Consider the following 23466-nt stretch of genomic DNA (forward strand, 5'->3'; position numbering starts at 1 on the left):
GCAACTTTGTCTAAACGGTGGAATACTGGGGGTATGGCACACAACGACTCCGTTATCCAGAAACTGTCCACCGAAGAATCCCTCGAGCTGCTGGCTACGCAGACTTTTGGGCGCCTGGTTGTTCGTCGTAAAGATGATATGGATCTTTTCCCGCTGAACTACGTCGTTCATGAGGGGAGCATTTACTTCCGCACTGCCGAGGGGTCGAAGCTCTTTACTGTTTCTCTGAACCACGATGTTCTTTTTGAGGCCGACTTTGTGGACAAGGATGCCCAGAAGGCATGGTCGGTCATCGTAAAGGGTGACGCAGAGGTTCTCACCTCCCGCGCTGATATTAACGCTGCAGACGAGCTGTCACTGAAGCCCTGGCTGCCGACGTTGAAGTACAACTACGTGCGCATTACCCCGAACAATGTTTCCGGTCGCCATTTCCACCTCGGTGAGGAGCCGAATCGCTACGAAGTGTAGCGGCGGCATACGGTGCTTTTGCTTTACGACGGTGGAGGCTCCGTCGTAAAGCAAAGCTAGCAGCGTGCAAAGGCAGCATTTAGTGACTGAGCACCGCCGTTAGCTGTTTTTTTAAAAATTGTTGGGTTAAATTACCCAAAAGCGCCCTAAGTGAGATTCAACGCGTTACAGTCACAAATGTGACGTGCACCATAGAATCGACCGATGGGGTGCCAGCGCAGCCCGATGTGCGCAGGCAGTCCCCACGTATGCAGAAGATCGTAGATGAAGCGCGCGCGATGCTGCGCGAATCGGGTTGGAGCGCAATCAGTATGCGCCGTCTAGCGGCGCGACTCGATGTGAAGGCGCCATCGCTGTATAAGCACATCAGCGGCAAAGAAGAGCTCCTCCAGCTGCTGCTGACCGAGAGTCTCGAGAATCTGGGCAAGCGTATTCATGCTGCCATTGATGAGGAATGCACTTCGGCGTCTCTGCTGCAGGCGTACCGCCAGGCAGTTCTCGACGATCCGCATGGCTACCGGCTGATGAGTCGCACTAATTTCGTGAATGTCGTCTCGCCTTCGTCATTGGATGCCTGGATTCGCGATGCATTCATTAAGGTTGCCGGCGATGAGCCTAAGGGATTGGCCATGTGGGCGTTCGCGCACGGTTTGGTGACCGCCGAGCTCGTCCAGGATGGTTCACCTGCGCTGGAACCAAGTGCCGAAGCCGGTGCGGCAGACAGCTTGGCCGCAGTTGGAGCTATTTGGGACGCTGGCGCGGAGACCTTCTCTTAAGGGGTTTCTCTTAAGAGGTTTGCTGCTCAGTACGGGACGTTAATCCAGCACCCCTCAGGTGGGCGATAGTAGCCGGGGGAAGTTTTTGGGCGGGATGACAGTGCTAGATCGGTGGCCCGGGACAGTAGCTTAGCGCCACCAGGAATCGGCCGGTCCAGGAGGGACGGCTCGCTTGTGCCGGGAAATGGAGTAGAGGTGCTCGATTCGCGCGGCATCCTCATCTGAGACGGCCTTGCCTTCGAGGTAGTCGTCGATGGCGGTATAGGTCACCCCGAGCGCAACTTCGTCGGGAAGCGCAGGGCGATCTTCTTCCAGGTCGGCCGTCGGCACCTTCTCCCACGTACTGGATGGTGCGCCGAGGTGACGGAGTAAGGCCGCGCCCTGGCGCTTGCTCAGCCCCTGCAGCGGGACGAGGTCGCAGGCGCCGTCGCCGTGCTTGGTGTAGAAGCCGGTGACAGCCTCCGCGGCGTGATCTGTTCCGATGACCAAAGCGCCGTCAACACCCGCCACTGCGTACTGGGCAATCATGCGCATGCGGGCCTTAATATTTCCCTTGTTGAAGTCGCTGATAGCGCTGCCGGCCAGGGCATCGGTGACCTGGGCGGTCATCGCGGCGGTGGCCGGTTCGATATCGATAGTTAGCCTTTGGTCAGGTTGAATGAATTGCAGTGCCACCTGTGCGTCGTCCTCATCGGCCTGCACGCCGTGGGGGAGGCGAATGGCAATGAAGGTGGCGTCCTCGCCGCCGTTGCGAAGCTTTTCGACGGCCAACTGCGCTAGACGTCCGGCCAGCGTGGAATCTTGACCGCCGGAAATTCCGAGCACGAATCCCTTGGCGTGCGCGGCGCGGAAATAATCGCAGAGAAAATCGACTCGGCGGCTGATTTCCTCGGCGGCATTGATGGTGGGCTGGACGTGGAGGTCGTTAATAATCTCCGACTGGAGGGGATGTGGGAAATCCTGTGTGCCTACTGGTGTCATGAGCCTCACTCTACCGTTAGTTCCGGACGGGAAAAGGGATGGTTTTCCTGCCAGAAGAGTGCCAAAACTCTCATCTTTATCGAGTAAGTGCTGTTCGGATAGGGGGTCTTTGCCCGGACGGTGGCAAGATTTCCAGCGTGAGTACAACCGAACAGAATAAGACTGGACCAAACCGGGAAACCACCACAACTCGGTCGATAGCCGTGGCTATCATCGCCGCTCTGGGCGGCCTCCTCTTTGGTTACGACACCGGTGTCATCTCAGGCGCGCTGCTGTATATCCAGCGCTCTTTTGAGCTGACTCCAGGACAGGAGTCCACTGTCACCGCCATGCTCTTGGTCGGTGCGGCTATCGGTGCGTTCCTGGGTGGTCGCGTAGCGGACTCTCTGGGGCGCCGTGGCACCATCCTGCTCGGAGCGGTCGGCTTCATCATCGGCAGTATCTGGTGTGCTTTCGCTACTAGTGCGTTTTCGCTGGGTACTGCGCGTACTTTGCTCGGCGTCTGTATCGGTGGTGTTTCCATCGTCGTACCGATGTACATCTCCGAAATGGCACCACCGCATGTGCGTGGACGCCTGGTCAGCCTGAACTCGCTGATGATCGTGATTGGTCAGCTGGTGGCGTTCCTCACCAACTCCGCCCTAGCCTCCTCCGGTAACTGGCGACTCATGCTTGGATTAGGCGCTGTCCCCGGCATCGTGCTGCTCATCGGCATGCTGGTTCTGCCGGACACTCCGGCCTACCTCGTCCGTCGAGGACAGGAGGGCAAGGCGCTGGCCGTGCTGCGTCAGATACAGGGAGATGAGGCGACCCTGGCTGAGGTTGCCGTTGGTGAGGCGTCGTCAAGCGCCGATCAGCGTGCAGCCGAGCGCCTGGCCGTGAAAACCCCGTGGGTGCGACGCACCGTCATCATCGCGATGCTGATTGGCGTGACGCAACAGGTCACGGGCGCGAACGCGATTATGTATTTCGCGCCGACGATGATGAACAAGGTTGGCTTGTCGACGGAAAGCTCTGTCTATACCTCCATCATCATCGGTATCGCTTCGGTGATTTCGTGTGCAATTGGTATGAGCATCATTGACCGCGTTGGTCGTCGGCGAATGCTGATTATCGGTCTGGTGGGCTGTGCAAGCTCGCTGCTCGTGCTGGCGCCCGTCTATGGTTTGTCGAGTAACTCTTCGACGGGTGCCATGATGTCGCTTCTGCTGATGACCGTATTTATCGTGTTCCAGCAGGCGGCTGTGTCGGTGGCGACCTGGCTCCTGATTTCCGAGATCATCCCGACAGAGGCCCGTGGCCTGGGTATGGGGCTGGCAGGGCTCGCGCTATGGGTTGCGAACTGGTTTGTGGCACAGGCTTTTCTTCCGATGGTGGATGCTGTCGGTGGTGCGTGGTCGTTCTTCTTCTTTGCCATTACGGGCGCAATTGCGCTGGTATTCACCATCAAGGCGGTGCCGGAGACCTCAGGTAAGACGCTTGCCGAGGTCCGCGAGTACATGATTGCCGCTGCCAAGTAGAGAAGTGGAAGCAGTTGCAACGTGGGGAGTCACGATCTTGGGGTTGACTGTGAAAGAACATGTTTCCCCCGGATTTTTGGAGTTATTCCGCTTATTAGGTAGTATGGCAACTCGTGTCGTAACGCATACTCTTTGATATTTCTTCGGATTATCAGGAAAGGTGCGTTGCCAGGCAGTCACTGGGGTGATTGTCCGGGGAGAGTGCAGTGTGCACATCCCCGTTTCGGAGCCGAGTAGAAAGGAGCGCCCGAATGAAGGTCCGCAAGTCCCTTCGGTCGCTGAAGAACAAGCCGGGCGCTCAGGTCGTGCGCCGTCGTGGCAAGGTCTACGTGATCAACAAGAAGGAGCCGCGCTTCAAGGCCCGCCAGGGCTAAGCCTTATTTAGGCTAGCGCGAAGCAAATAGCTTCCTCATTTATTGCCAAAACCGCAATCTGAAGTCGCAGTTTTACTGTGGCTGAAGGTTGCGGTTTTTGGTTTTTGGAGGGACAGGTTCAGGCGGTGACAGCGTTTATGGCTGGGGGCGGTGGAGCGATGGGGCGATGGAAGTTACTGACTGCGTTTATGTCAAAATTGGCCCGAAAAATGGCTTGAAAGTGTCATAAACTCGCACAGTTTCACATGTGCAGCCTGTAATTTTTGAAATCGCTGCGGAATCCGAAGTTGGGTAGGGGAGGGATAGGGCAGAGCAGGGACACTGCGGCACCTGGTATTGGTGTGATTGGCCTCGAGCCGTCTTGCAGTAATTGGTTTAACCAAAATGGACCGATAGTTGTTTTTCTACGATTTTCTAGAATTTTTAGCGTGAAATTACAAGGTTGTGGTGCGTCTGTGTACAACATCTTGTGCGCCAGAGATCTCCGAACAGGGAATACCATGGTTGTGAGTACTACATCTAGTATGACTAGAGTTTTCTAGGCACCAAGTGTAGTGTTTTCGATGTCGAGCCAAGGAGAGCTAAAAGGACCTGTCTGCCACCCGTACTCGGTTTCTCATGAACCCTGGGAGCTTTCGGTCATTCAACCAATCCGCTGATTCCTCGGCCGCTTCCGTTGTTTGTACGAAGTCGATCCGATTCATTGGTCTTACCCAAAGCCAGAAAGTTTGTGAGAGTCATGGTTACCGTTTACAGCAAGCCTGCATGTGTCCAGTGCCGCGCTACCACTCGTGCCCTCGATAAGGCTGGAATTGCCTACGATATCGTCGACATCACCATGGACGATGAGGCTCGGGACTACGTCATGGCTCTCGGTCACCTCCAGGCGCCGGTCGTTGACACTGGCACTGAGACCTGGTCGGGTTTCCGCCCGGACCGCATCAAGGCTCTCCAGGCAGCTTAAGAATCACACACCTCCCCGCAGATTTCGTTAACCGCACAGGAAACGGAGATTGCGGGGGTTTTGCGATGTAAAGGGTGAAGCTCTCATGCTGGTGGTGTATTTCTCCTCGGCGACGGGGAATACACACAAGTTTGTTGAAAAGCTAGGTATCAAAAATGCCCGCATTCCCATCCGTCGTAATGAGCCGGAGCTTATCGTCGATGAGCCCTATGTCCTCATTTGTCCGACTTATGGTGGTGGCGTTTCCATCAGCGGTGGTAACTCAAGGCCAGTTCCTCCGCAGGTCATCAAATTTCTTAATAATGAGCACAACCGCTCTTTCATCCGAGGTGTGATTGCTGCCGGCAATCTCAACTTCGGTGAGGACTTCTGTAAAGCAGGGGATGTCATCTCCTACAAGTGCAAGGTTCCATATCTATATCGCTTCGAGCTGATGGGAACCGACCACGATGTGCGGCGAGTCCGAGAAGGGCTAGAGGAGTTCTTCCACGGTAGAGTCAGCGCCTAAGTTGGCAAGCCTCAGTGTCGAGGGAAGGGGCACTGAGGACAACCGAATGGATACGCTCGCGGAAGCCGTCGTAAAGCGGTGTGCGAGGAAAATAGCTAGATTGGATTGCTCTGGGCAGTGTTTGAACAGACCCTGTGCAGGCAAATGAATATTAAAGGAGTCAACGTGTCGGAAATGGGCAAGCAGGTCGCGGAGCCGGTGGGTGAGGACAAGCTGGATTACCACGCGCTCAATGCGCTGCTGAATCTGTACGGTGAAGACGGCAAGATTCAGTTCGATAAAGACCGCATGGCTGCGCGCCAGTTCTTCTTGCAGCATGTCAATCAGAACACTGTGTTCTTCCACAACTTGCGGGAGAAGCTCGATTACCTGGTAGAAAATCACTACTACGAGGCCGAAGTTCTGGAGAAGTACGAATTTGAGGACGTCAAGGCACTGTTCAAGCAGGCCTATGCCCACAAGTTCCGTTTTCAGACTTTCCTGGGTGCTTACAAATACTACACCTCGTACACACTGAAGACCTTCGACGGCAAGCGTTACTTGGAGCGCTACGAAGACCGTGTCTGCATGGTTGCTCTCACGCTTGCCGACGGCGACTTGGGGCTCGCGCAGCACCTGGTTGATGAGATCATCACCGGACGCTTCCAGCCTGCTACTCCTACATTCCTCAACTCCGGTAAGGCCCAGCGCGGCGAACCGGTGAGCTGCTTCCTGCTGCGTATCGAGGACAATATGGAGTCCATTGGCCGCGCCATCAACTCCTCGTTGCAGCTGTCCAAGCGCGGCGGTGGTGTGGCACTGCTGCTGAGCAACCTGCGTGAACAGGGTGCTCCGATTAAGCACATCGAGAATCAGTCTTCTGGTGTCATCCCGGTTATGAAGCTGCTGGAGGACTCCTTCTCCTACGCTAACCAGCTGGGTGCTCGCCAGGGTGCTGGCGCTGTCTACCTGCACGCGCACCACCCGGACATCATGCGCTTCCTGGATACCAAGCGTGAGAATGCGGACGAAAAGATTCGCATCAAGTCGTTGTCGCTCGGCATTGTCATTCCGGACATCACGTTCGAGCTGGCCAAGCGTAACGACGACATGTACCTCTTCAGCCCGTACGATGTCGAGCGCGTCTACGGTAAGCCGTTCGCGGACATTAGTATCACCGAGAACTACGCGGATATGGTCGAGGATCCGCGTATTCGTAAGCAGAAGATCAACGCGCGTCAGTTCTTCCAGACCATCGCTGAGATTCAGTTTGAGTCCGGCTACCCGTACATCATGTTCGAGGATACGGTTAACCGCGCGAACCCGATTGAGGGACGTATTAATATGTCGAACCTCTGCTCGGAGATTCTGCAGGTCAACACCCCGTCGACTTACAATGCAGACCTGTCCTACGAGCACGTTGGTGAGGACATTTCCTGTAACCTTGGCTCGCTGAACATTGCGATGACCATGGATTCGCCAGACTTCGGTCGCACCGTCGAGACTGCCATTCGTGGCCTGACTGCGGTCAGTGAGCAGACTTCTATTGATTCGGTGCCATCGATTCGCAAGGGAAACGACGGATCTCACGCCATCGGCCTGGGGCAGATGAACCTGCACGGCTACCTTGGCCGCGAGAAGATTATGTACGGCTCGGAAGAGGGCCTGGACTTCACCAATGCCTACTTCGCAGCAGTGCTCTACGCTGTCCTGCGCGCTTCTAACAAGATTGCTCGTGAGCGCGGTCAGAGGTTCGTCAACTTTGAGAACTCCGACTACGCCAGCGGCAAGTACTTCGATAACTTCGATCCGGCAGAGTTTCAGCCGAAGACTCAGCACGTAAAGGAGATCTTCGCGAACTCCACCGCACACATTCCGGACGCTGAGGACTGGGCGCAGCTGAAGGCCGACGTCATGGAGTACGGCCTGTTCAACCGCAACCTGCAGGCAGTGCCGCCGACCGGTTCGATTTCGTACATCAACAACTCGACCTCGTCGATTCACCCGATTGCATCTCAGATTGAGATTCGCAAGGAGGGCAAGATTGGTCGCGTTTACTACCCGGCTCCGCACTTGGACAATGACAATCGCGAGTACTTCCAGGATGCCTACGAAATCGGCTACGAGAAGATTATTGACACTTACGCGGTCGCTACCAAGTATGTTGACCAGGGACTGTCCCTGACCTTGTTCTTCAAGGACACGGTGAGCACCCGTGACCTCAACCGTGCGCAGATTTACGCATGGCGCAAGGGTATTAAGACTCTGTACTACATCCGCCTGCGTCAGGTTGCGCTGGAGGGTACTGAGGTTGAGGGCTGCGTATCCTGCATGCTTTAAGCAAGCGTGTTTGAGGGCTAGGCATCTAATGCTTTAGCTGTAGCGCATTGAAGGCGCGAGAATTTCCCCGAGTTTTGTCGGGACGTTCTCGCGCCTTTTTCGTCACTCCACCCAATTGGGAACAAATGTAAATATTACTATTGACGGTTGTAATGCAGGTAATTAACCTGGGCAGTGGTACACCAATGTTCGCGTAATTTTCACCCACGGCTAGTGGGAGAAGGGGCTGGAAGCCATGTCCGATACCACTGGTAAGAGCACTCCACACATCAACCCAAAGGGTGCGCCGATTGCAGAAACTATTTTGTTGCCAGGTGACCCGCTGCGTGCGAAGTTCATTGCGGAGACCTATTTGGACGATGTCGTTCAGTTCAACGAAGTTCGCAACATGCTGGGTTTTACCGGCACCTACCAGGGGCAGGAAGTGTCTGTCATGGGGTCCGGTATGGGTATTCCGTCTATCTCGCTGTACTCCTGGGAACTTATCCATGTTTTCGGCTGCAAGAAGCTGATTCGCGTCGGTTCGTGCGGCGCGTTGCAGCCGGAGCTGGACCTGTATGACGTGGTTATTGGCCAGACGGCGTCGACTGACTCCAATTTTCTATCGCAGTACAACTTGCCGGGAACATTCGCCCCGTCCGCATCTTTCCGTCTGATTGAAGATGTTCGCGATCGCGCCCGCGAGCAGGGCATCACAACACACGTCGGCAACATCTTGTCCAGCGATATTTTCTACAACTTCCAGGATGATGTGAACGACCGTTGGGCACGCATGGGTGTGCTGGCGGTGGAGATGGAATCTGCTGGCCTTTATGCCACTGCCGCCGAGGCCGGTGTGGAGGCCATGGGAATCTTCACTGTGTCGGACAACATCGTCACCGGTGGAAAGACCACTCCGGAAGAACGTGAGAAGGCCTTCACGACGATGATGGAGCTCGCATTGCCGCTGGCTCGACTCTAGTGTCCTGGTCTGCAATCAATTGGCTTGAAGTGTGAAATAGGTACAGTGCGATGAGCAATCCCGCCAGTAATACCAGCTTGAACGTGAATCTCTCTCAAAGCGCAGCGTCCAACGCTGCGGCGCCAAACCCTAAGGCCGCAGTCCCGGTCTTGCTGTTTTCCTTTGTATTCTGTTTGGTCTTGGACAATGGCTTTAAGTTCATGACCAAGCCGATTGCGGAATCTCTGGATCTCAGTGTCTCCACGGCCAGTCTGCAGGCGACACTCGCCGGTATTTTGATTGGCATTGGAGCGGTGGTGTACGCCGCATTGGCGGACAGCATCAGTATCCGCAAATTGATGATTGTCGGTATTGGCTTTGTCGCCGTGGGCTCTCTACTGGGTTATTTCTTCCAGGGAGTATGGCCAATGGTGCTTACTGCCCGCATTATTCAAACTGCCGGTCTGGCGGCGGCTGAGACACTCTACGTCATCTATGTCACCAAGTACCTAAGCCCAGAAGATCAGAAAACCTACCTCGGCTTTTCCACCGCGGCCTTCCAAGCTGCGCTGCTGATTGGAACGTTGACCTCGGGGATTGTGGCTACCTACATTTCCTGGCCGGCTATGTTCCTGATTTCGCTCATTCTGATAGTTGCCATTCCGTTCCTGATTAAGACAGTTCCGGAAGAGCAGCAGCAGAAGAGTCACCTGGATATATTCGGCCTGTTCCTCATCGCGGCTATCTCCACTGCGGTGATGCTGTTCTTGCAGCGGTTCCAGCAGCAGGTCCAATGGTGGTGGCTGGCGGCCGCTGTGTTGGGTGTCGCGCTCTTTGTCTGGCACATCCGGGCGCACGGCAACGCCGTGGTCAGCCCGTCGTTCTTTACCAATGCCCGCTACGTTTGCGCGCTGATTGTTGTGCTCGTGGTTTACATGGTCCAGTTGGGGTATTCGGTCATTCTATTGCCGTATATGGTCGACGAGCTCTATGGCATTAACCTCGACGGTGCTGCCTACATTCTCGCGCCGGGTTATCTCTGTGCTGTCATCGTCGGTGTAATGTCCGGCAAGATTGCCAAGTTCCTGTCTTCGAGGCAGGCTATTGTCGCAGCTATCAGCATCATTATCGTGGCGTTGCTCATTCCCGCAGTGCTGCCGGGGGCCGGTGTTGCCACGGTTATCGTGTCCATGATTCTGTTCCCATCAGGGTTCGCGCTCATGTATGCGCCGTTGGTCGCGACCGCACTGCAGAACATTCCCGCGGCCAAGTCTGGTGTCGCAATCGGTTTCTATAATCTGACTATCAACATCGCCGTCCCGGTTGGCATTGCGTTAACGGCCATGCTTGTTGATTCTCGGCCGGCCTTCTTCAGCGCCCTTTCCATCGCGCAGTCTGAAGCAGAAGGGGTCTCCGCTACTATCGCTTGGTTGCTCGCGCTCATGGCTGTCGTAGGTTTGCTGGTGTACGTCATCTCCGACCGCCTCATCAACGACACCGCAGAAAACCGCGAGAAGGTTCACGCCTAGGTTCGCGCAACATTTTGCACCTGGTGCTTGACGACGGACATTGCGTCGTCAAGCGCCTTTTTCTTTGTGTGACGTGGGTGCATGAGGAGAGGGGGCACAAATAAAAGGTGTTCATTGGAGAGATAGCCAACAGTGGTGTGCTGAAAGAGGGCAGTGTGGGTAAGCTGCTAAGGGTAGTGGCTCCTTTCATCGGGAGCCTGACGTTTTGTAGTGGGACAAGGCTGGAATAGCCACCGCTGCAGCCGCTGTTTTCGAACTCGTAAAGAGTGAAGGACATTCCTTATATATAAGGTGTGTTCGGGAAACGGCAAGATCAATGAAAAAAGGGAGAGGTTTCCACGTGAGTTTCGATGATTGCCCACCCTCGACTCCGGCCCACCGTGAGAAGAATCCAGAGTCGCGTGCATGCCCAGTTGCGGCTATTGACTGGAACACGATTCCTGATGACAAGGATCTCGAGGTTTGGGATCGTCTGACCGGTAACTTCTGGTTGCCGGAAAAGGTGCCGCTGTCGAATGACATCAAGAGCTGGAATACACTCAATGCACTGGAGCAGCGCACCACGATGCGCGTGTTCACTGGTCTGACCATGCTGGACACCATCCAGGGCACAGTTGGCGCAGTATCGCTCATCCCGGATGCGCTGACTCCGCACGAGGAAGCTGTATACACCAATATCGCCTTCATGGAATCGGTGCACGCAAAGAGCTACTCGTCGATTTTCCAGACGCTGGCGTCGACCCCTGAGATTCAGGATGCGTTCCGTTGGGGCGAGGAGAATGAGTACCTGCAGAAGAAGGCCAAGATTATCCTCGATTACTACGAGGGCGATAACCCGCAGAAGAAGAAGGTCGCTTCCACTTTGCTGGAGTCCTTCCTGTTCTACTCGGGTTTCTACCTGCCGATGTACTGGTCCAGCCATGCCAAGCTGACCAACACCGCGGACATTATTCGCCTGATTATTCGTGATGAGGCAGTTCACGGTTACTACATCGGTTACAAGTACCAGCGTAACCTGGAGCGTCTGACCCAGGCTGAACGTGACGAGCTGAAGGATTACACCTTCGATCTCATGTTTGATCTCTACGACAACGAGATTCAGTACACCGAAGAGATGTACGACGAACTCGGTTGGACCGAGGATGTCAAGCGTTTCTTGCGTTACAACGGCAACAAGGCTCTGAACAACTTGGGCTATGAGGGTATGTTCCCGGCCGACGAGACTCGCGTTTCGCCGTCGATCCTGTCGGCCCTGTCGCCGAATGCTGACGAAAACCACGACTTCTTCTCGGGTTCCGGCTCTTCCTACGTCATGGGTAAGGCTGAAGTAACCGAGGATGAGGACTGGGACTTCTAAAAGCACAGGTGTAGGGAACATTCCGCATCGAGCCTCACTCTGGTGACAGCACACACACGGGGGTAGTAGTCCTAGCCTCGACGGTTCCTGCTAAATAGGCGTTAGCCCAGGTTAAGACAATTCTCAGGAAACTAATAGTGTGCTTAGCTGAGTGGGGAAGTGAGCCGGAAAATCCCTTAGCCTTAACTTTTTCCAAGGTTCAGACTAGAATCTGGCACATAGCGGTAGGTGGGTTCGCCGTCGCGTACTCGCCTGCACTATTCTCACAAGGACAAAACTTAAAATCCCTGTAGTGAGTTACAGGAAATCTTCGCGTAGTAAGGAGGAAGAATGACTGCAGTAGCGCCTCGTCCAGATCATGGCGTTGTAGCGCCGGAACGGCCGCAGCCGTTCGGACATGAGCGTAAGGGCAGCTGGGCGTGGGAAATGCTGACCACGACCGACCACAAGAAGCTGGGCATCATGTACATCATTATGTCCTTCTCGTTCTTCTTTGTCGGCGGTCTGATGGCTCTGCTTATCCGTGCTGAGCTCTTCGCCCCAGGACTTCAGTTCCTTTCTAACGAGCAGTTCAACCAGATGTTCACCATGCACGGCACGGTGATGCTGCTTCTGTTCGGTACCCCGATTGTTTGGGGTTTTGCTAACTACATTCTGCCACTTCAGATTGGTGCTCCGGACGTGGCTTTCCCGCGTCTGAACGCTTTCGGCTTCTGGCTGACCACCATTGGTGGCATTCTGATGCTGTCGGGCTTCCTGACCCCGGGTGGTGCTGCTGACTTCGGTTGGACCATGTACTCCCCGCTGTCTGACCCGATTCACTCTCCGGGTGTCGGTTCTGACCTGTGGATTGTCGGTGTCGGTGTTGGTGGTGTCGGTACCATCGCTTCCGCCATTAACATGACCACCACTGTCCTGTGCCTCCGTGCACCAGGCATGACCATGTTCCGTATGCCAATCTTCACCTGGAACATCCTGGTTACCTCGATCCTGGCTCTGCTGATCTTCCCGATTCTGACTGCAGCTGCTCTTGGTGTTTTGTACGACCGTAAGCTGGGCGGTCACATTTACGACCCGGCAAACGGTGGCGCAATGCTGTGGCAGCACCTGTTCTGGTTCTTCGGTCACCCAGAGGTCTACGTCCTGCTGTTGCCGTTCGTGGGCATCATCACCGAGGTCGTTCCGGTCTTTTCCCGTAAGCCGCTGTTCGGCTACGCAGGTATGGTCTTCGCAACCCTGTCTATTGCAGGTCTGTCCATGGCTGTGTGGGCACACCACATGTTCGTGACCGGTGGCGTTCTGCTTCCGTTCTTCTCGTTCATGACCTTCCTGATTTCGGTCCCGACCGGTGTTAAGTTCATCAACTGGATGGGCACCATGTGGCGTGGCCACATGACCTTCGAGGCTCCGATGACTTTCGCTCTCGGCTTCATCGTGACCTTCCTGTTCGGTGGTTTGACCGGTATTATGCTGGCTTCCCCACCGCTGGACTTCCACGTCTCTGATACTTACTTCGTCGTGGCGCACTTCCACTACACCCTGTTCGGTACCCTGGTCTTCGCTTCCTACTCGGGCGTTTACTTCTGGTTCCCGAAGATGACTGGTCGTATGCTCGACGAGAAGCTGGCAAAGGTTCACTTCTGGCTGACCTTCATCGGCTTCAACCTGACCTTCCTGGTCCAGCACTGGCTGGGTAACGAGGGTATGCCGCGTCGTTACGCCGACTACCTCGAGACTGACGGTTTCACCACCCTGAACATGATCTCCACCGTTGGTGCGTTCATCCTGGGTCTGTCTGTTATCCCGTTTGTCTGGAACGTCTTCAAGTCCTGGCGCTACGGTGAGGTCGTCACTGTTGATGACCCGTGGGGTTACGGTAACTCCCTCGAGTGGGCTACTTCTTGCCCGCCGCCGCGCCACAACTTCACCTCGATGCCGCGCATCCGCTCGGAGCGCCCGGCGTTCGAGCTGCACTACCCGCACATGGTTGAGCGTCAGCGCGCAGAGGCCCACGTTGGTCGTCAGCTCTAAGAGCTAGTGGCTACATGGCTGATGCAACTCTGAGTTAATAACTACGCGAAGCTAAGGCCCCATCACGGTTCTCCGTGATGGGGCCTTAGTCTTGTCTTTGAGAGTCTTTCCTAGGGAAGAGGCAGTAAGAGAGCGCAGTAAGAGCAGGGGGCGCAGGGAGCGCCAGAAGGGCAAGAGAGCAAGGCGATGGCTAGCGCCTGTCGCTGGCCACCCACTGAAGTGCGGAATCCCACTATGCGATGAGCGCTCTGCCGGGGCTTCATGCGATACTGGATTGGTGAATGAACAGGTAATTACCTCTCCCAGTCAGTCTGTAGATACCGATGCTCTATCGGTTTCGTTGGCACCGGGACTAGCTCCGGTGCTTATTACCGCTGTTGGCCGAGACCGCCCGGGTGTCTCCGCAGCTTTCTTCCGCGTGCTCGCGGCCCACGGAGTTCAAATTTTGGATGTGGAACAGTCGGTGTTCCGCTCTAATCTGAGCCTCGGTGCGCTTGTTGGTGTCACAGAAGAAAAGGTCGGTGTTCTCCGTGAGGGACTCATTGAAACACTGAAGCCTCACGGCATGACTGTCAGTTTCCAGCTGGATGCGCCGATTGAGCGCAGCGATGGCTCCACCCACGCACTTGTCGTGTTGGGCAATCCGGTCAACGCTGAGGATATTTCCCGTATCGGCCGCACTCTTGCTGATTACGGTGCAAACATCGATTCCATTCGCGGTATTGCCGACTACCCAGTTACTGGCCTGGAGCTGCTTGTCTCTATTCCGGACCCGAAGCCGGGTGCGGGCATTCCGCTGCGTAAGGCGCTGGTTGAGCTTGCACAGGACCAGGACATTGACATCGCAATTGAACGCGCAGGTTTGCAGCGCCGATCCAAACGCTTGATTTGCTTCGATGTGGACTCCACTTTGATTACCGGTGAGGTCATTGAGATGCTGGCCGCCCACGCTGGTCGCGAGGCGGAGGTTGCAGCGGTTACAGAGCGCGCTATGCGCGGTGAACTGGACTTCGCTGAGTCATTGCACGAGCGAGTTAAGGCTCTGGCAGGCCTGCCGGTCAGCGTCCTTGAGGAAGTTACCGACTCCATCGAGCTGACCCCTGGCGCCCGCACTACGATCCGCACGCTGAAACGTCTCGGTTACAAGTGTGGTGCCGTCTCCGGTGGGTTTATCCAGATTCTGGAGCCACTGGCAAAGGATCTCGGCCTGGACTTTTACAAGGCCAATACCCTCGAGATTGAGGACGGAAAGCTGACTGGTCGCGTGGTCGGCGGTGTCGTCGATAGGCAGGAAAAGGCCCGCAGTCTTAAGGCGTTCGCCGCGGAGTCTGGGCTTCAGATGCACCAGACCGTCGCTGTCGGCGATGGCGCCAATGACATCGATATGTTGTCAGTCGCGGGCCTCGGTATTGCTTTCAACGCGAAGCCGGCGCTGAAGGAAATCGCTGACACGTCGGTCAACGTTCCATTCATGGACTCGATTCTGTTCATGTTGGGTATTTCCCGCGATGAAATCGACGATGCCGACCGCGAAGATGGCACCTTCCGCCGCGTGCCGTTGGAGCAGTAGTGCGACGCCAGGATCACAAGAATCCCGCTGTCACGGACGCATCATCGGTGCCGGAATGGTTCCGCATTGCCCATAGCCTCCTGCCGCAACCCGATAGGGAAGACCATGGCGAGGATGTGCCGTGGGCAATGGCTATTTTGCTTGAGGTGCCGAAGAAGGAACGCCCCTCGCGCACTGCGCTGCTCCGCGCCGCCGCGATGGCTGTTGTTGCTTGTTGCCTCGACGAGCGCGCAGGCGATGACACTTCGGCCTATCAACAAGGTCTGGTGTCTTGGTACGGCGCGCGCATCCGCAAGCTCACACGTCGCGCTCGCAATATCGGCTGGCAACGCGCTCAGCTTGCACCGGGTGTCACCGTAGATGTCGACGGCGCGCAAGCTCGCGCACTAGTGCCAACTCCTGTCGACGATACCTACCCAGAGATTGCCAAACTACAAATTTCCGGCACCGATTTGCCTTACGACGACCCGGAGACCACATCTCCCGACGACTCGGGCAACCGTGGGAGTGCTGACACCTTTGCTCCGCCAGTGATTTGGGTGGACAAGAACCTGAATATGTCCGTAGGAAAGGTGGCCGCGCAAGTTGGACACGGCTCAATGCTCTATGCGGCCAGCCTGTCGGTTGAGGAAGCGTGGGCGTGGGCGCAAACTGGCTACGCGTTAGATGTGAAAGAAACACCGCGGGAGCTGTGGCCAGCGCCAGAGCTACGTGCTGTAGAAGTTCAGGATGCTGGGTTTACAGAGATTGCCCCTGGATCAATCACCGTGTCGGTCACGCCAGGGGCACAGGGGCAGTAGCGGACAGCTAAGCGCGTGCTGCCTCCATGGCCTTAAGATCCTTGCGCAGGATCTTGCCGGTTGCCGATTTTGGAATCTCATCCATGAATTCGACTACTCGCACCTTCTTGTACGGTGCGACGCGGTCGGCAACAAAGTCCATTACCTCATCAGCAGTGAGTGACTTTCCTTCTTTGAGCACCACATATGCCTTCGGAATTTCCTCACCATCGGAGCGAATGACACCACTGCAGGCAGCATCAGCGATATCCGGGTGCTCGAGAAGCACGGACTCAAGTTCTGCCGGTGGTACCTGGTAACCCTTGTACTTGATCAGTTCCTTGAAGCGGTCGACAATGTACGCATTCCCTTCCTTGTCGAGTTCCGCAACGTCGCCTGTTCGCAACCAGCCGTCGACAAGCGTTGCAGCCGTAGCTTCGGGATTGTTGAGATAACCCTTCATTACCTGAGGACCGCGAATCCACAGTTCTCCGGACTTGGAACGTCCTGATTCAGGAACTGGGATTTCATCGAGGTCCTCAGTATCGAGGTCAACGATTTTGTACTCGGTGTTCGGGACTGCTCGACCGATGGAATCCAGTGGGCTGTCGTGTCCGATACGAATGTGCGCGGCAGGGGAGGACTCGGTCATACCGTAGCCCTGGGCGACAGTGCAGCCGAGGCGCTTTTCCACCTGCTCCGCCAAATCCAGCTGAAGCGAAGCTGCGCCGGAGAAAATAGTCTCCAGACTGGACAGATCGAAGGAATCGACAGCCGGGTGCTTGGCCAACCCAACTGCGACCGGCGGTGCGATGAACGCAAACTTGACCTTGTGCTCCGAAATAATGGAAAGGAAATCCAGCAAGTCGAACTTGCCCATCGTGTACTGGGTAGTGCGTCGCCAGAGGCAAAGATTGAGCAGAGCAGTCAAACCGTAGATGTGGAAGAACGGCAGAATCGTAACCGCCGGGGTTGTCTCATCCAATGCCTCGACAGTTGCTGCTCCTGCCTGAGCCACGTTGGCAACAAGATTGCGATGCGTGAGTTGGACGCCCTTTGGCACACCAGTGGTGCCAGAAGAAAACGGAATGACAGCAACGTCATCGGGAGAAACGTCTACATCTGGTCCCGCATGGCCTTCAGCAAGCAGCTCACCCATGCCGTGAAGCCCCGTCAGACCGATAATCATCTCTTCCGGGAGGCCAGCGGCCTCAGCGCCGTTAGCACCGGCCCAACCAATCGACGAAGTCGTCAGCATCATCTTGGCGTCAGAGATACGCAGCTGCGTTTCAACGTCCTCGGCAGTTGCCAGCGAGGCAACAGTCGTGCAGATTGCACCTGCGCGAAGAACACCGTGCAGAGCGACTGCGAAGGTGGTGGAGTTAGGGCAGTGCAGGGCAACAACATCGCCCTTTTTAATTCCACGTGCAGCAAGAGCGCCCGCGAAGGCCTCAATGCTGGCCTTCAAATCCCCGAAAGTTACCTCTGAGCCGGAGTCAACTACTGCGAGTTTATCCTTGTGCCGAGGCTCGATTTCGCCAAACAGAAAATCGAATAGAGAGGTCTCCGGAATATCGATGTTGGGAAGACTACTAGTCAGCGGCATAGGGGAAAACAACCTTTCTGCACGTGCGTCAGGCTTCAGATGAATTCCTTGAACAAGGATCACCGTGTTAGCTTCGTTGTGTTTCACATCACAGTAGTAGGTGTGCTGACAGTTCGTGCAGATTTTGGGAAAAATGTCATTTCTTATGTGAAATGACTACCTAGCTAGCTGTCCCGCGTCAGCCTAGTCAGTGCACCAGCAGCGACATTGAGGTCAGTCGTCCGCCAGAAGTCAGGCATCGATGCGGCAATCCAGGATCCATAGCGCGCCGTCGCCAACCGTGAATCCAGTACCGCGACGACACCGCGGTCATCGACTTGACGTAGCAGACGACCAGAACCTTGCGCCATCAGTAGCGCTGCATGTGTCGCTGAAACCTCCATAAAACCGTTTCGGCCAGCGGCATTAGCCGCATCGGAGCGCGCGGACAGTAGCGGGTCGTCGGGTCGGGGGAACGGGATACGATCGATGATGACACACGATAGCGATGGGCCAGGAACATCGACGCCTTGCCACAGCGTCAGCGTGCCAAACAAACATGTCTGTGGATTAGCTGCGAAGCGATCAACCAGAGCGCCGATAGAGTCATCGCCTTGGCACAGGACGTCGTAAGGCAGGCGCTTGCGCATTTCCTCCGCCGCTGCCTCGGCGCCTCGGCGAGAAGAAAACAGCCCCAGCGTTCGCCCACCAGCGGCGCGGATGAGGCGTTCCATGATCGCGAACTGCTTTGGCGTGGCGCCGTCGCGTCCAGGACGAGGCAGGTCGCGTGCGACGTAGAGGATGCCAGATTTCTGCGGGTCAAAGGGCGTGCCGACGTCCAAGCCATCCCACCCGCCGGAGGGAAGCCCCCAGGCAGCGGCCATAGCATCGAACTTGCCGCCAAGAGCAAGTGTTGCTGAGGTCAAAACGACGGTGGATTCGCCGAAGAGGCGTTCGCGAAGTAGTGCTGCGATGGACAGGGGAGCGACATAAACTGTCTTGTTCTCGCCAAGCCATACGACATCGTCGCTGCTGAACTCGAGAATCCGGACGACAGTATCGTGCATATTCTCCACGGCTGCGCGCACGGTCTGGCGCTCCGTGCTGTCAGAGTCGGAACCCGAACCCCCGGAGCCCGACCCGCCAGAGTTGCCTGAGCCAGAGGTGCCCAGCGTGGTTTGCAGTTGCCACAGGCTATCGCGGAGCGAAGCTAGTGCCGCTCCCAGCTCACCGGGAATTTCTTCGAGTGCGCCGCTGTAGGCGTCGGCAAGCAATGCGACGGTCTCGCCGAGTAGATCCGTGGCATCGGTGACATCATCGACCTGCTCTGCGGCGCCGAATTTGCGGGCGCGCCGGGCCATCATGGTGATACCGGCAGGGGAGAGCTCGTCGGTGGCAACGGAGGTGATTCGGCCGTCGAGCTCGTGAGCCTCATCAATGACGACGCAGTCGTGCTGCGGCAAGATCATGGCGTCGGAGAGCGCATCGATGGCCAACAGGGCGTGGTTGGTGACAACGATGTCGACGTTGGAGGCCTCGCGGCGGGCTTGTTCGGCGAAACACTCCTCGCCGAAAGGGCAGGAAATGGCGCCGACGCATTCGCGGGCCGTGACGGAGACCTGCCGCCAGGCTTCGTTGGAGACGCCCTTGTCCAGGCTGTCGCGGTCGCCGGTGTCGGTGTCATTGGCCCACTCGCGTAGCCGCATGACCTCGGCAGCGGTTCGGCTGAGCTGCGCTTCGCTGAGTAGAGCAGTTGGGCCGCCCATACCGGTCGGCTCGGATTCATCACCGTCGATGACGGGATCTTTGATGACATTTCCGACCTTGGACTTGCACAGGTAGTTTGAGCGGCCTTTGAGGATTGCGAAGGTTGGCGTGCGGGACAAGTGTGGCTCTAGCGAACTGACTAGCCGCGGCAAGTCGCGTTCGACCAGCTGGCGTTGCAGCGCAATGGTCGCCGTGGAAACGATTACCGACTCGTCGGACTCCATTGCTTGCACAATGGCGGGCACCAGGTAGGCCAGTGACTTACCAGTACCGGTACCGGCTTGTACCGCTAGGTGTCGCTCGCGCGCAAAGGCGGAGGCCACCGACCGGGACATTTTGACCTGATTCGGGCGAGTTGTTCCGCCAAGTCCCTTCACTGCTGCATCGAGAAGAGCTTCGATGCTGTCCGAGTCATGGACGCTGGCTCTCGGCGAAGCTAGCTCGTCAGCATCGTCAACATCGTCAAAGTCCTCAAAGCCGTCCGATAGCTCTGCAAAATCTGCGTGCTCGGGAGTATCCGACACAGTTCCCCCGCCGCCTAAACGCCGTGAAAACGGACGGACAGTACCGGCTCGTCACGGGAAAGTGCGAGCCCCTCCCACGGGAGGCTGACCAGCGCCTTAACCAAGTGATCGCGGGACTCTTCCAAGGTCGGTAGGCCATCGACGACCTCGCCATCGCGCATCATCGGAATGGTTAGATCGCGGTAGTGCAGGTTGCCCACATCCGGGATTTCCGAGCCGAGCGGGAAAGCGATTTCCTCCACGGCGGTACCGGAACGGCGGCAGGTACGAATCGCCGCCTTCACGCCACCGTGGCTTCGCTTGTCCAACGAGCGCTTGGCGACGGGCACCCCATCAACTTCGACCATCTTGTAGACCAGTCCCGCAGTCGGTGCGCCGGAGCCAGTGACTACAGAGGTGCCCACGCCGTAGACATCGACCGGCTCGGCCCTCAGCGCCGCAATGGCGAACTCGTCGAGGTCAGAGGACACTACGATGTTGGTGTTGTGTGCGCCCAGCGAGTCCAGCTGCTGACGCACCTGGCGAGCGAGAACTCCGAGGTCACCGGAGTCAATACGTACACCGCCGAGTTCCGGCCCCGCGACCTCAATGGCCGTATTGACGCCCTCGGTGATGTCGTAGGTATCCACCAACAAAGTGGTGTCGGTCCCCAGCGTGTCAATCTGAGCTTTGAAGGCTGCAGTCTCGTTTGTCGTGCCATCTGGGTTGGTGTGTAACAGAGTCCACGCGTGCGCAGCGGTACCGGAGGCTGGGATGTTGTACCGTGCCGCTGCCTCCAAGTTGGAGGTGGCGCTAAAACCTGCCAGGTAGGCGGCGCGGGCAGCGGTCACAGCTGCTTCTTCATGAGTACGACGCGAACCCATTTCAATAATCGGGCGCCCACCGGCAGCCGTGACCATTCGGGTCGCTGCCGAGGCAATGGCGGAGTCCGCATTGAGAATGGAGAGAATAACAGTCTCCAAAATGACACACTCGGCGAAAGTGCCCCGCACAGTCAAAATGGGCGAGGCGGGGAAGTAGAGCTCTCCTTCGCGGTAGCCGTCGACTTGGCCGCTGAAGGAATAGTTACGCAGGTAATCTAGCGTCCGGTCGTCGAGGAAGTCCAGCGAAGCCAGCTGTTCCTCGGTGAAGCGGAAGTTGCGGATAGCATCCAATACACGCGCTGTCCCAGCGACAACGCCATAGCGGCGCTCATTCGGCAGACGACGGCCAAACACCTCGAAGGCGACCTGGCGCTCGCCGGATCCGTCGGCAAGCGATGCCTGCAGCATCGTCAGTTCGTACTTATCGGTGAGAAGGGCGGTGGAGGAATGCTTATCAATCACGGTCAATAGTCTAGTCGGCTGAAGCTGGCCGGGGCAGTCGGTTCCGGCGAGCGCGCGCCACTCCGTACTATCCTGGTGCCTATGAGCATGCCAGCAGCAACACCGATGCCCACTATGGATGCCGATGTCGTGACGGAATCGAACCGACCCTGGCAGTGCATTGTGTGGGATGACCAGGTTAATTCGATGAGTTATGTCACCTACGTGTTCCAGATGCTCTTCGGCATGGACCGAAAGAAGGCGCACGCGCTGATGATGACGGTTCACACGGAGGGTAAGGCAATCGTGTCTTCCGGTGAGCGTGACAAGGTAGAGGCCGATGTGAAGAAGCTCCACAAGGCGGGCTTGTGGGCAACAATGGAGCAGGCTGACTAAGCCGATATTCGACAGCGGGAGAGAATTTACATGCGTCCTTGGAAGCGCAAGCGATCCCTTCTCGGCGGTGGCATCAAGTACGTCACGGCTTTTGAAGGCACGGAGCGGGATTTGCTGCTGAATCTGGCTGCTACTGTGGCGGACTCGCTGATGGAGCGAGCCCGGTCGGCGCCGAAGGATGAGCTCGCGGAAATGACGGGAATGCCCGTCGGACACTCCGAGGCCCCAGCCGATCCTAAGCTTGCGCGACTGTTGCCGGACTTCACCAAGCCGGGTGAGGAGAGCGTGGAGGGGGAAAACGCCCTCATGCGCCAGCTGCATGAGTCGGAGATTGTAGAGAGCAAGCTCCATTCCCTGCGTGCGATTATCGACGCACTGGAGCCCGCCGAGTCGGGGCAGGTATCCATTTCGGAAAGCGATGCCCATGCCTGGGTTGCAGGAATCAATGACCTACGTATTTACCTGCACGTTTCCATGGAGAACCTCAATGGCTCCATCGAGCAGATTGAGCAGACCGACGCGATGTACCAGTGGCTGTCCTACAACCAAGAGTCACTGCTGGATCAGCTTATGAGTGAGTAACGAATCCGAGCAAAACCCCGAAAGATGCAGTAATCAACTGAGGCTAACTGCCATGAACTGTGGTGAAAGGTGCCGTAGGCGACAATGAATTCTGAGATTTTCGCAATCAGCCCCACCGACATTCGACACCAAGCCAGCAGTGCTGCGTTGGGCACGAGCATCGACATTGGCGCAGGATGTCTCGACTCCATCGACGGCATCTCCATCGGCCATGCTGCTGAGGGGGATACCGGAGTCACCGTCATCGCCGCTCCAGGCGGTGCTGTCGGCGCTGTCGATGTCCGCGGTGGCGGTCCTGGCACTCGCGAGACCGACCTGCTCGCACCGGAGAATACCGTCGAACGCGCCCACGCTGTCGTTTTGGCTGGCGGCTCCGCATACGGCCTTGCAGCTGCCGACGGAGTTATGCGCGAACTGCGTGACCGCGGCATTGGCTTTGAGGTCACTCCAACTCGTCCAGATATCCTCGTGCCCATCGTTCCCGGTGCTGTCATCTTCGACTTGCTGTTAGGTGAGCCGACGCTGCCCACCGCTGAACTCGGGCGCGAAGCGTTGTCGCACGCGCTTGACGACGTCCCGGAGGACACTCCCTCCGGAACAGTAGGTGCCGGTGTTGGCGCTATGGCCGGGGCAATTAAGGGTGGTTTTGGACAAGCCCGTGTGACCTCCGCCGATGGTAAGTACTTTGTGGCTGCCGCAATGGTGGTTAACTCCTTTGGTGCAGTCATTGACCCGGAGGGACACCTTTACGGAATGCCGGCGGCTGCCGGTGCCAGCAAGGAGGCATTGGCCCAGTTGGACCAGATTTTCGTCGGTAGAACCAAGATTCTCGCAGATGCGGCTGGCGACGGGGAGTCGTCGGCAAGCACGCGAAACACGACGATTGGCACGTTGATAACCAATGCGCCGGTGACGACTGCGCAGTTGAAGCGGTTGGCGATGTGCGGTCATGATGGGCTGGCACGAGCGATTCGGCCGGCTCATGCACCGATGGACGGTGACACGCTGTTTGCGCTCAGCTCGGCCGAGGCAGCGGATAGCGAAAACGCTGAACCCGTGGGCTCGGATGTGGTGGCGCTGTTGGCTGCGATGGCGGCCGATGCGGTGCAGATGGCTATTGTCGATGCCGTGATGAGTGCAACGGGGCGCGCGGGAGTAGCCGCGCTGTCAGAGATGCTGGACAAGTAGTGAG

20 protein-coding genes are annotated in these 23466 nt (G+C 56.9%); 16 read left to right on the forward strand and 4 right to left on the reverse strand.

What is annotated here, in order from left to right:
• The first annotated feature begins 33 nt into the window (after positions 1 to 33).
• Both HMPREF3135_RS10205 and HMPREF3135_RS10210 read left to right on the forward strand, forming a co-directional pair.
• The gene (locus tag HMPREF3135_RS10205; protein ID WP_070439561.1) at positions 34 to 468 is read left to right on the forward strand and encodes a pyridoxamine 5'-phosphate oxidase family protein; all 435 of its coding nucleotides are present in this window, start codon (positions 34 to 36) and stop codon (positions 466 to 468) included.
• A 179-nt stretch (positions 469 to 647) separates the two neighbouring features.
• Positions 648 to 1244 (forward strand): TetR/AcrR family transcriptional regulator, encoded by a 597-nt coding sequence (locus HMPREF3135_RS10210; RefSeq protein WP_246818342.1) that lies wholly within the window; start codon positions 648 to 650, stop codon positions 1242 to 1244.
• Positions 1245 to 1373: 129 nt separating this feature from the next.
• Here the strand turns inward: HMPREF3135_RS10210 and nadE are convergent, their stop codons facing one another.
• Positions 1374 to 2225 carry an ammonia-dependent NAD(+) synthetase gene (gene nadE / locus HMPREF3135_RS10215; protein WP_049181988.1) on the reverse strand — a complete coding sequence of 284 codons (852 nt, stop codon included), beginning with the start codon at positions 2223 to 2225 and terminating at the stop codon, positions 1374 to 1376.
• A gap of 38 nt (positions 2226 to 2263) precedes the next feature.
• Between nadE and HMPREF3135_RS10220 the strand changes: the two genes are divergently transcribed.
• From HMPREF3135_RS10220 to HMPREF3135_RS10270, 11 genes are all read left to right on the forward strand, one after another.
• A complete protein-coding gene (locus HMPREF3135_RS10220) occupies positions 2264 to 3745 on the forward strand; it encodes a sugar porter family MFS transporter (RefSeq protein WP_141739594.1) in 1482 nt (493 codons plus the stop codon).
• A gap of 251 nt (positions 3746 to 3996) precedes the next feature.
• Positions 3997 to 4119, forward strand: a complete 123-nt coding sequence (ykgO, locus tag HMPREF3135_RS10225; protein WP_005511141.1) for a type B 50S ribosomal protein L36 — start codon at positions 3997 to 3999, stop codon at positions 4117 to 4119.
• A 739-nt stretch (positions 4120 to 4858) separates the two neighbouring features.
• Positions 4859 to 5083: a glutaredoxin-like protein NrdH gene (gene nrdH / locus HMPREF3135_RS10230; protein WP_005511161.1), complete on the forward strand. Its 225-nt coding sequence runs from the start codon at positions 4859 to 4861 to the stop codon at positions 5081 to 5083.
• An 85-nt stretch (positions 5084 to 5168) separates the two neighbouring features.
• On the forward strand, positions 5169 to 5591 hold the full coding sequence (gene nrdI, locus HMPREF3135_RS10235) for a class Ib ribonucleoside-diphosphate reductase assembly flavoprotein NrdI (RefSeq protein ID WP_038627981.1): 423 nt from the start codon (positions 5169 to 5171) through the stop codon (positions 5589 to 5591).
• Positions 5592 to 5765: 174 nt separating this feature from the next.
• Positions 5766 to 7910, forward strand: a complete 2145-nt coding sequence (gene nrdE, locus HMPREF3135_RS10240) for a class 1b ribonucleoside-diphosphate reductase subunit alpha (RefSeq protein WP_187402564.1) — start codon at positions 5766 to 5768, stop codon at positions 7908 to 7910.
• A 235-nt stretch (positions 7911 to 8145) separates the two neighbouring features.
• A complete protein-coding gene (gene deoD, locus HMPREF3135_RS10245; protein ID WP_038627983.1) occupies positions 8146 to 8871 on the forward strand; it encodes a purine-nucleoside phosphorylase in 726 nt (241 codons plus the stop codon).
• Positions 8872 to 8921: 50 nt separating this feature from the next.
• A complete protein-coding gene (locus HMPREF3135_RS10250) occupies positions 8922 to 10379 on the forward strand; it encodes an MFS transporter (protein WP_038627985.1) in 1458 nt (485 codons plus the stop codon).
• Positions 10380 to 10695: 316 nt separating this feature from the next.
• The gene (gene nrdF / locus HMPREF3135_RS10255) at positions 10696 to 11736 is read left to right on the forward strand and encodes a class 1b ribonucleoside-diphosphate reductase subunit beta (RefSeq protein ID WP_187402712.1); all 1041 of its coding nucleotides are present in this window, start codon (positions 10696 to 10698) and stop codon (positions 11734 to 11736) included.
• Between the two features lie 330 nt (positions 11737 to 12066).
• Entirely contained in the window at positions 12067 to 13767 is a 1701-nt protein-coding gene (gene ctaD / locus HMPREF3135_RS10260; RefSeq protein ID WP_005511131.1) for an aa3-type cytochrome oxidase subunit I, read from the forward strand.
• A gap of 277 nt (positions 13768 to 14044) precedes the next feature.
• Entirely contained in the window at positions 14045 to 15337 is a 1293-nt protein-coding gene (gene serB / locus HMPREF3135_RS10265) for a phosphoserine phosphatase SerB (protein ID WP_070439568.1), read from the forward strand.
• Complete coding sequence (locus HMPREF3135_RS10270) at positions 15337 to 16137, forward strand: aminoacyl-tRNA hydrolase (RefSeq protein WP_038627992.1); 801 nt, start codon at positions 15337 to 15339, stop codon at positions 16135 to 16137. The genes serB and HMPREF3135_RS10270 overlap by 1 nt, the downstream gene beginning before the upstream one ends.
• 7 nt (positions 16138 to 16144) lie before the next feature.
• Here the strand turns inward: HMPREF3135_RS10270 and HMPREF3135_RS10275 are convergent, their stop codons facing one another.
• The 3 genes from HMPREF3135_RS10275 to HMPREF3135_RS10285 all read right to left on the reverse strand — a co-directional run bounded on the left by HMPREF3135_RS10275 (position 16145) and on the right by HMPREF3135_RS10285 (position 21317).
• Entirely contained in the window at positions 16145 to 17722 is a 1578-nt protein-coding gene (locus HMPREF3135_RS10275; RefSeq protein WP_038627995.1) for an AMP-binding protein, read from the reverse strand.
• 164 nt (positions 17723 to 17886) lie between these two features.
• On the reverse strand, positions 17887 to 19869 hold the full coding sequence (locus HMPREF3135_RS10280; RefSeq protein ID WP_187402571.1) for an ATP-dependent DNA helicase: 1983 nt from the start codon (positions 19867 to 19869) through the stop codon (positions 17887 to 17889).
• A 137-nt stretch (positions 19870 to 20006) separates the two neighbouring features.
• Positions 20007 to 21317, reverse strand: a complete 1311-nt coding sequence (locus HMPREF3135_RS10285; protein ID WP_038628000.1) for a nicotinate phosphoribosyltransferase — start codon at positions 21315 to 21317, stop codon at positions 20007 to 20009.
• Positions 21318 to 21398: 81 nt separating this feature from the next.
• On the opposite strand from HMPREF3135_RS10285, the gene clpS reads away from it, so the two are divergent.
• From clpS to HMPREF3135_RS10300, 3 genes are all read left to right on the forward strand, one after another.
• Positions 21399 to 21692 (forward strand): ATP-dependent Clp protease adapter ClpS, encoded by a 294-nt coding sequence (clpS, locus tag HMPREF3135_RS10290; RefSeq protein ID WP_005511165.1) that lies wholly within the window; start codon positions 21399 to 21401, stop codon positions 21690 to 21692.
• Between the two features lie 30 nt (positions 21693 to 21722).
• Complete coding sequence (locus tag HMPREF3135_RS10295; protein WP_038628003.1) at positions 21723 to 22274, forward strand: DUF2017 domain-containing protein; 552 nt, start codon at positions 21723 to 21725, stop codon at positions 22272 to 22274.
• An 84-nt stretch (positions 22275 to 22358) separates the two neighbouring features.
• Positions 22359 to 23462, forward strand: coding sequence for a P1 family peptidase (locus HMPREF3135_RS10300; RefSeq protein WP_038628006.1), 1104 nt, complete (start codon positions 22359 to 22361; stop codon positions 23460 to 23462).
• Positions 23463 to 23466 lie beyond the last annotated feature (4 nt).

The organism is Corynebacterium sp. HMSC14H10 (assembly GCF_001807105.1).
GTDB classification, from domain to species: domain Bacteria; phylum Actinomycetota; class Actinomycetes; order Mycobacteriales; family Mycobacteriaceae; genus Corynebacterium; species Corynebacterium jeikeium_D.

Bases quoted from the DNA above. Each gene is read 5' to 3' on its own strand.
- HMPREF3135_RS10295 (WP_038628003.1), top strand. From the start codon at position 21,723: ATGCGTCCTTGGAAGCGCAAGCGATCCCTTCTCGGCGGTGGCATCAAG.
- HMPREF3135_RS10275 (WP_038627995.1), bottom strand. From the start codon at position 17,722: ATGCCGCTGACTAGTAGTCTTCCCAACATCGATATTCCGGAGACCTCT.
- nrdH (WP_005511161.1), top strand. From the start codon at position 4,859: ATGGTTACCGTTTACAGCAAGCCTGCATGTGTCCAGTGCCGCGCTACC.
- deoD (WP_038627983.1), top strand. From the start codon at position 8,146: ATGTCCGATACCACTGGTAAGAGCACTCCACACATCAACCCAAAGGGT.
- HMPREF3135_RS10220 (WP_141739594.1), top strand. From the start codon at position 2,264: ATGGTTTTCCTGCCAGAAGAGTGCCAAAACTCTCATCTTTATCGAGTA.
- nrdE (WP_187402564.1), top strand. From the start codon at position 5,766: ATGGGCAAGCAGGTCGCGGAGCCGGTGGGTGAGGACAAGCTGGATTAC.
- HMPREF3135_RS10205 (WP_070439561.1), top strand. From the start codon at position 34: ATGGCACACAACGACTCCGTTATCCAGAAACTGTCCACCGAAGAATCC.
- nrdI (WP_038627981.1), top strand. From the start codon at position 5,169: ATGCTGGTGGTGTATTTCTCCTCGGCGACGGGGAATACACACAAGTTT.
- clpS (WP_005511165.1), top strand. From the start codon at position 21,399: ATGAGCATGCCAGCAGCAACACCGATGCCCACTATGGATGCCGATGTC.
- nrdF (WP_187402712.1), top strand. From the start codon at position 10,696: ATGAAAAAAGGGAGAGGTTTCCACGTGAGTTTCGATGATTGCCCACCC.
- ykgO (WP_005511141.1), top strand. From the start codon at position 3,997: ATGAAGGTCCGCAAGTCCCTTCGGTCGCTGAAGAACAAGCCGGGCGCT.
- ctaD (WP_005511131.1), top strand. From the start codon at position 12,067: ATGACTGCAGTAGCGCCTCGTCCAGATCATGGCGTTGTAGCGCCGGAA.
- HMPREF3135_RS10300 (WP_038628006.1), top strand. From the start codon at position 22,359: ATGAATTCTGAGATTTTCGCAATCAGCCCCACCGACATTCGACACCAA.
- nadE (WP_049181988.1), bottom strand. From the start codon at position 2,225: ATGACACCAGTAGGCACACAGGATTTCCCACATCCCCTCCAGTCGGAG.
- HMPREF3135_RS10250 (WP_038627985.1), top strand. From the start codon at position 8,922: ATGAGCAATCCCGCCAGTAATACCAGCTTGAACGTGAATCTCTCTCAA.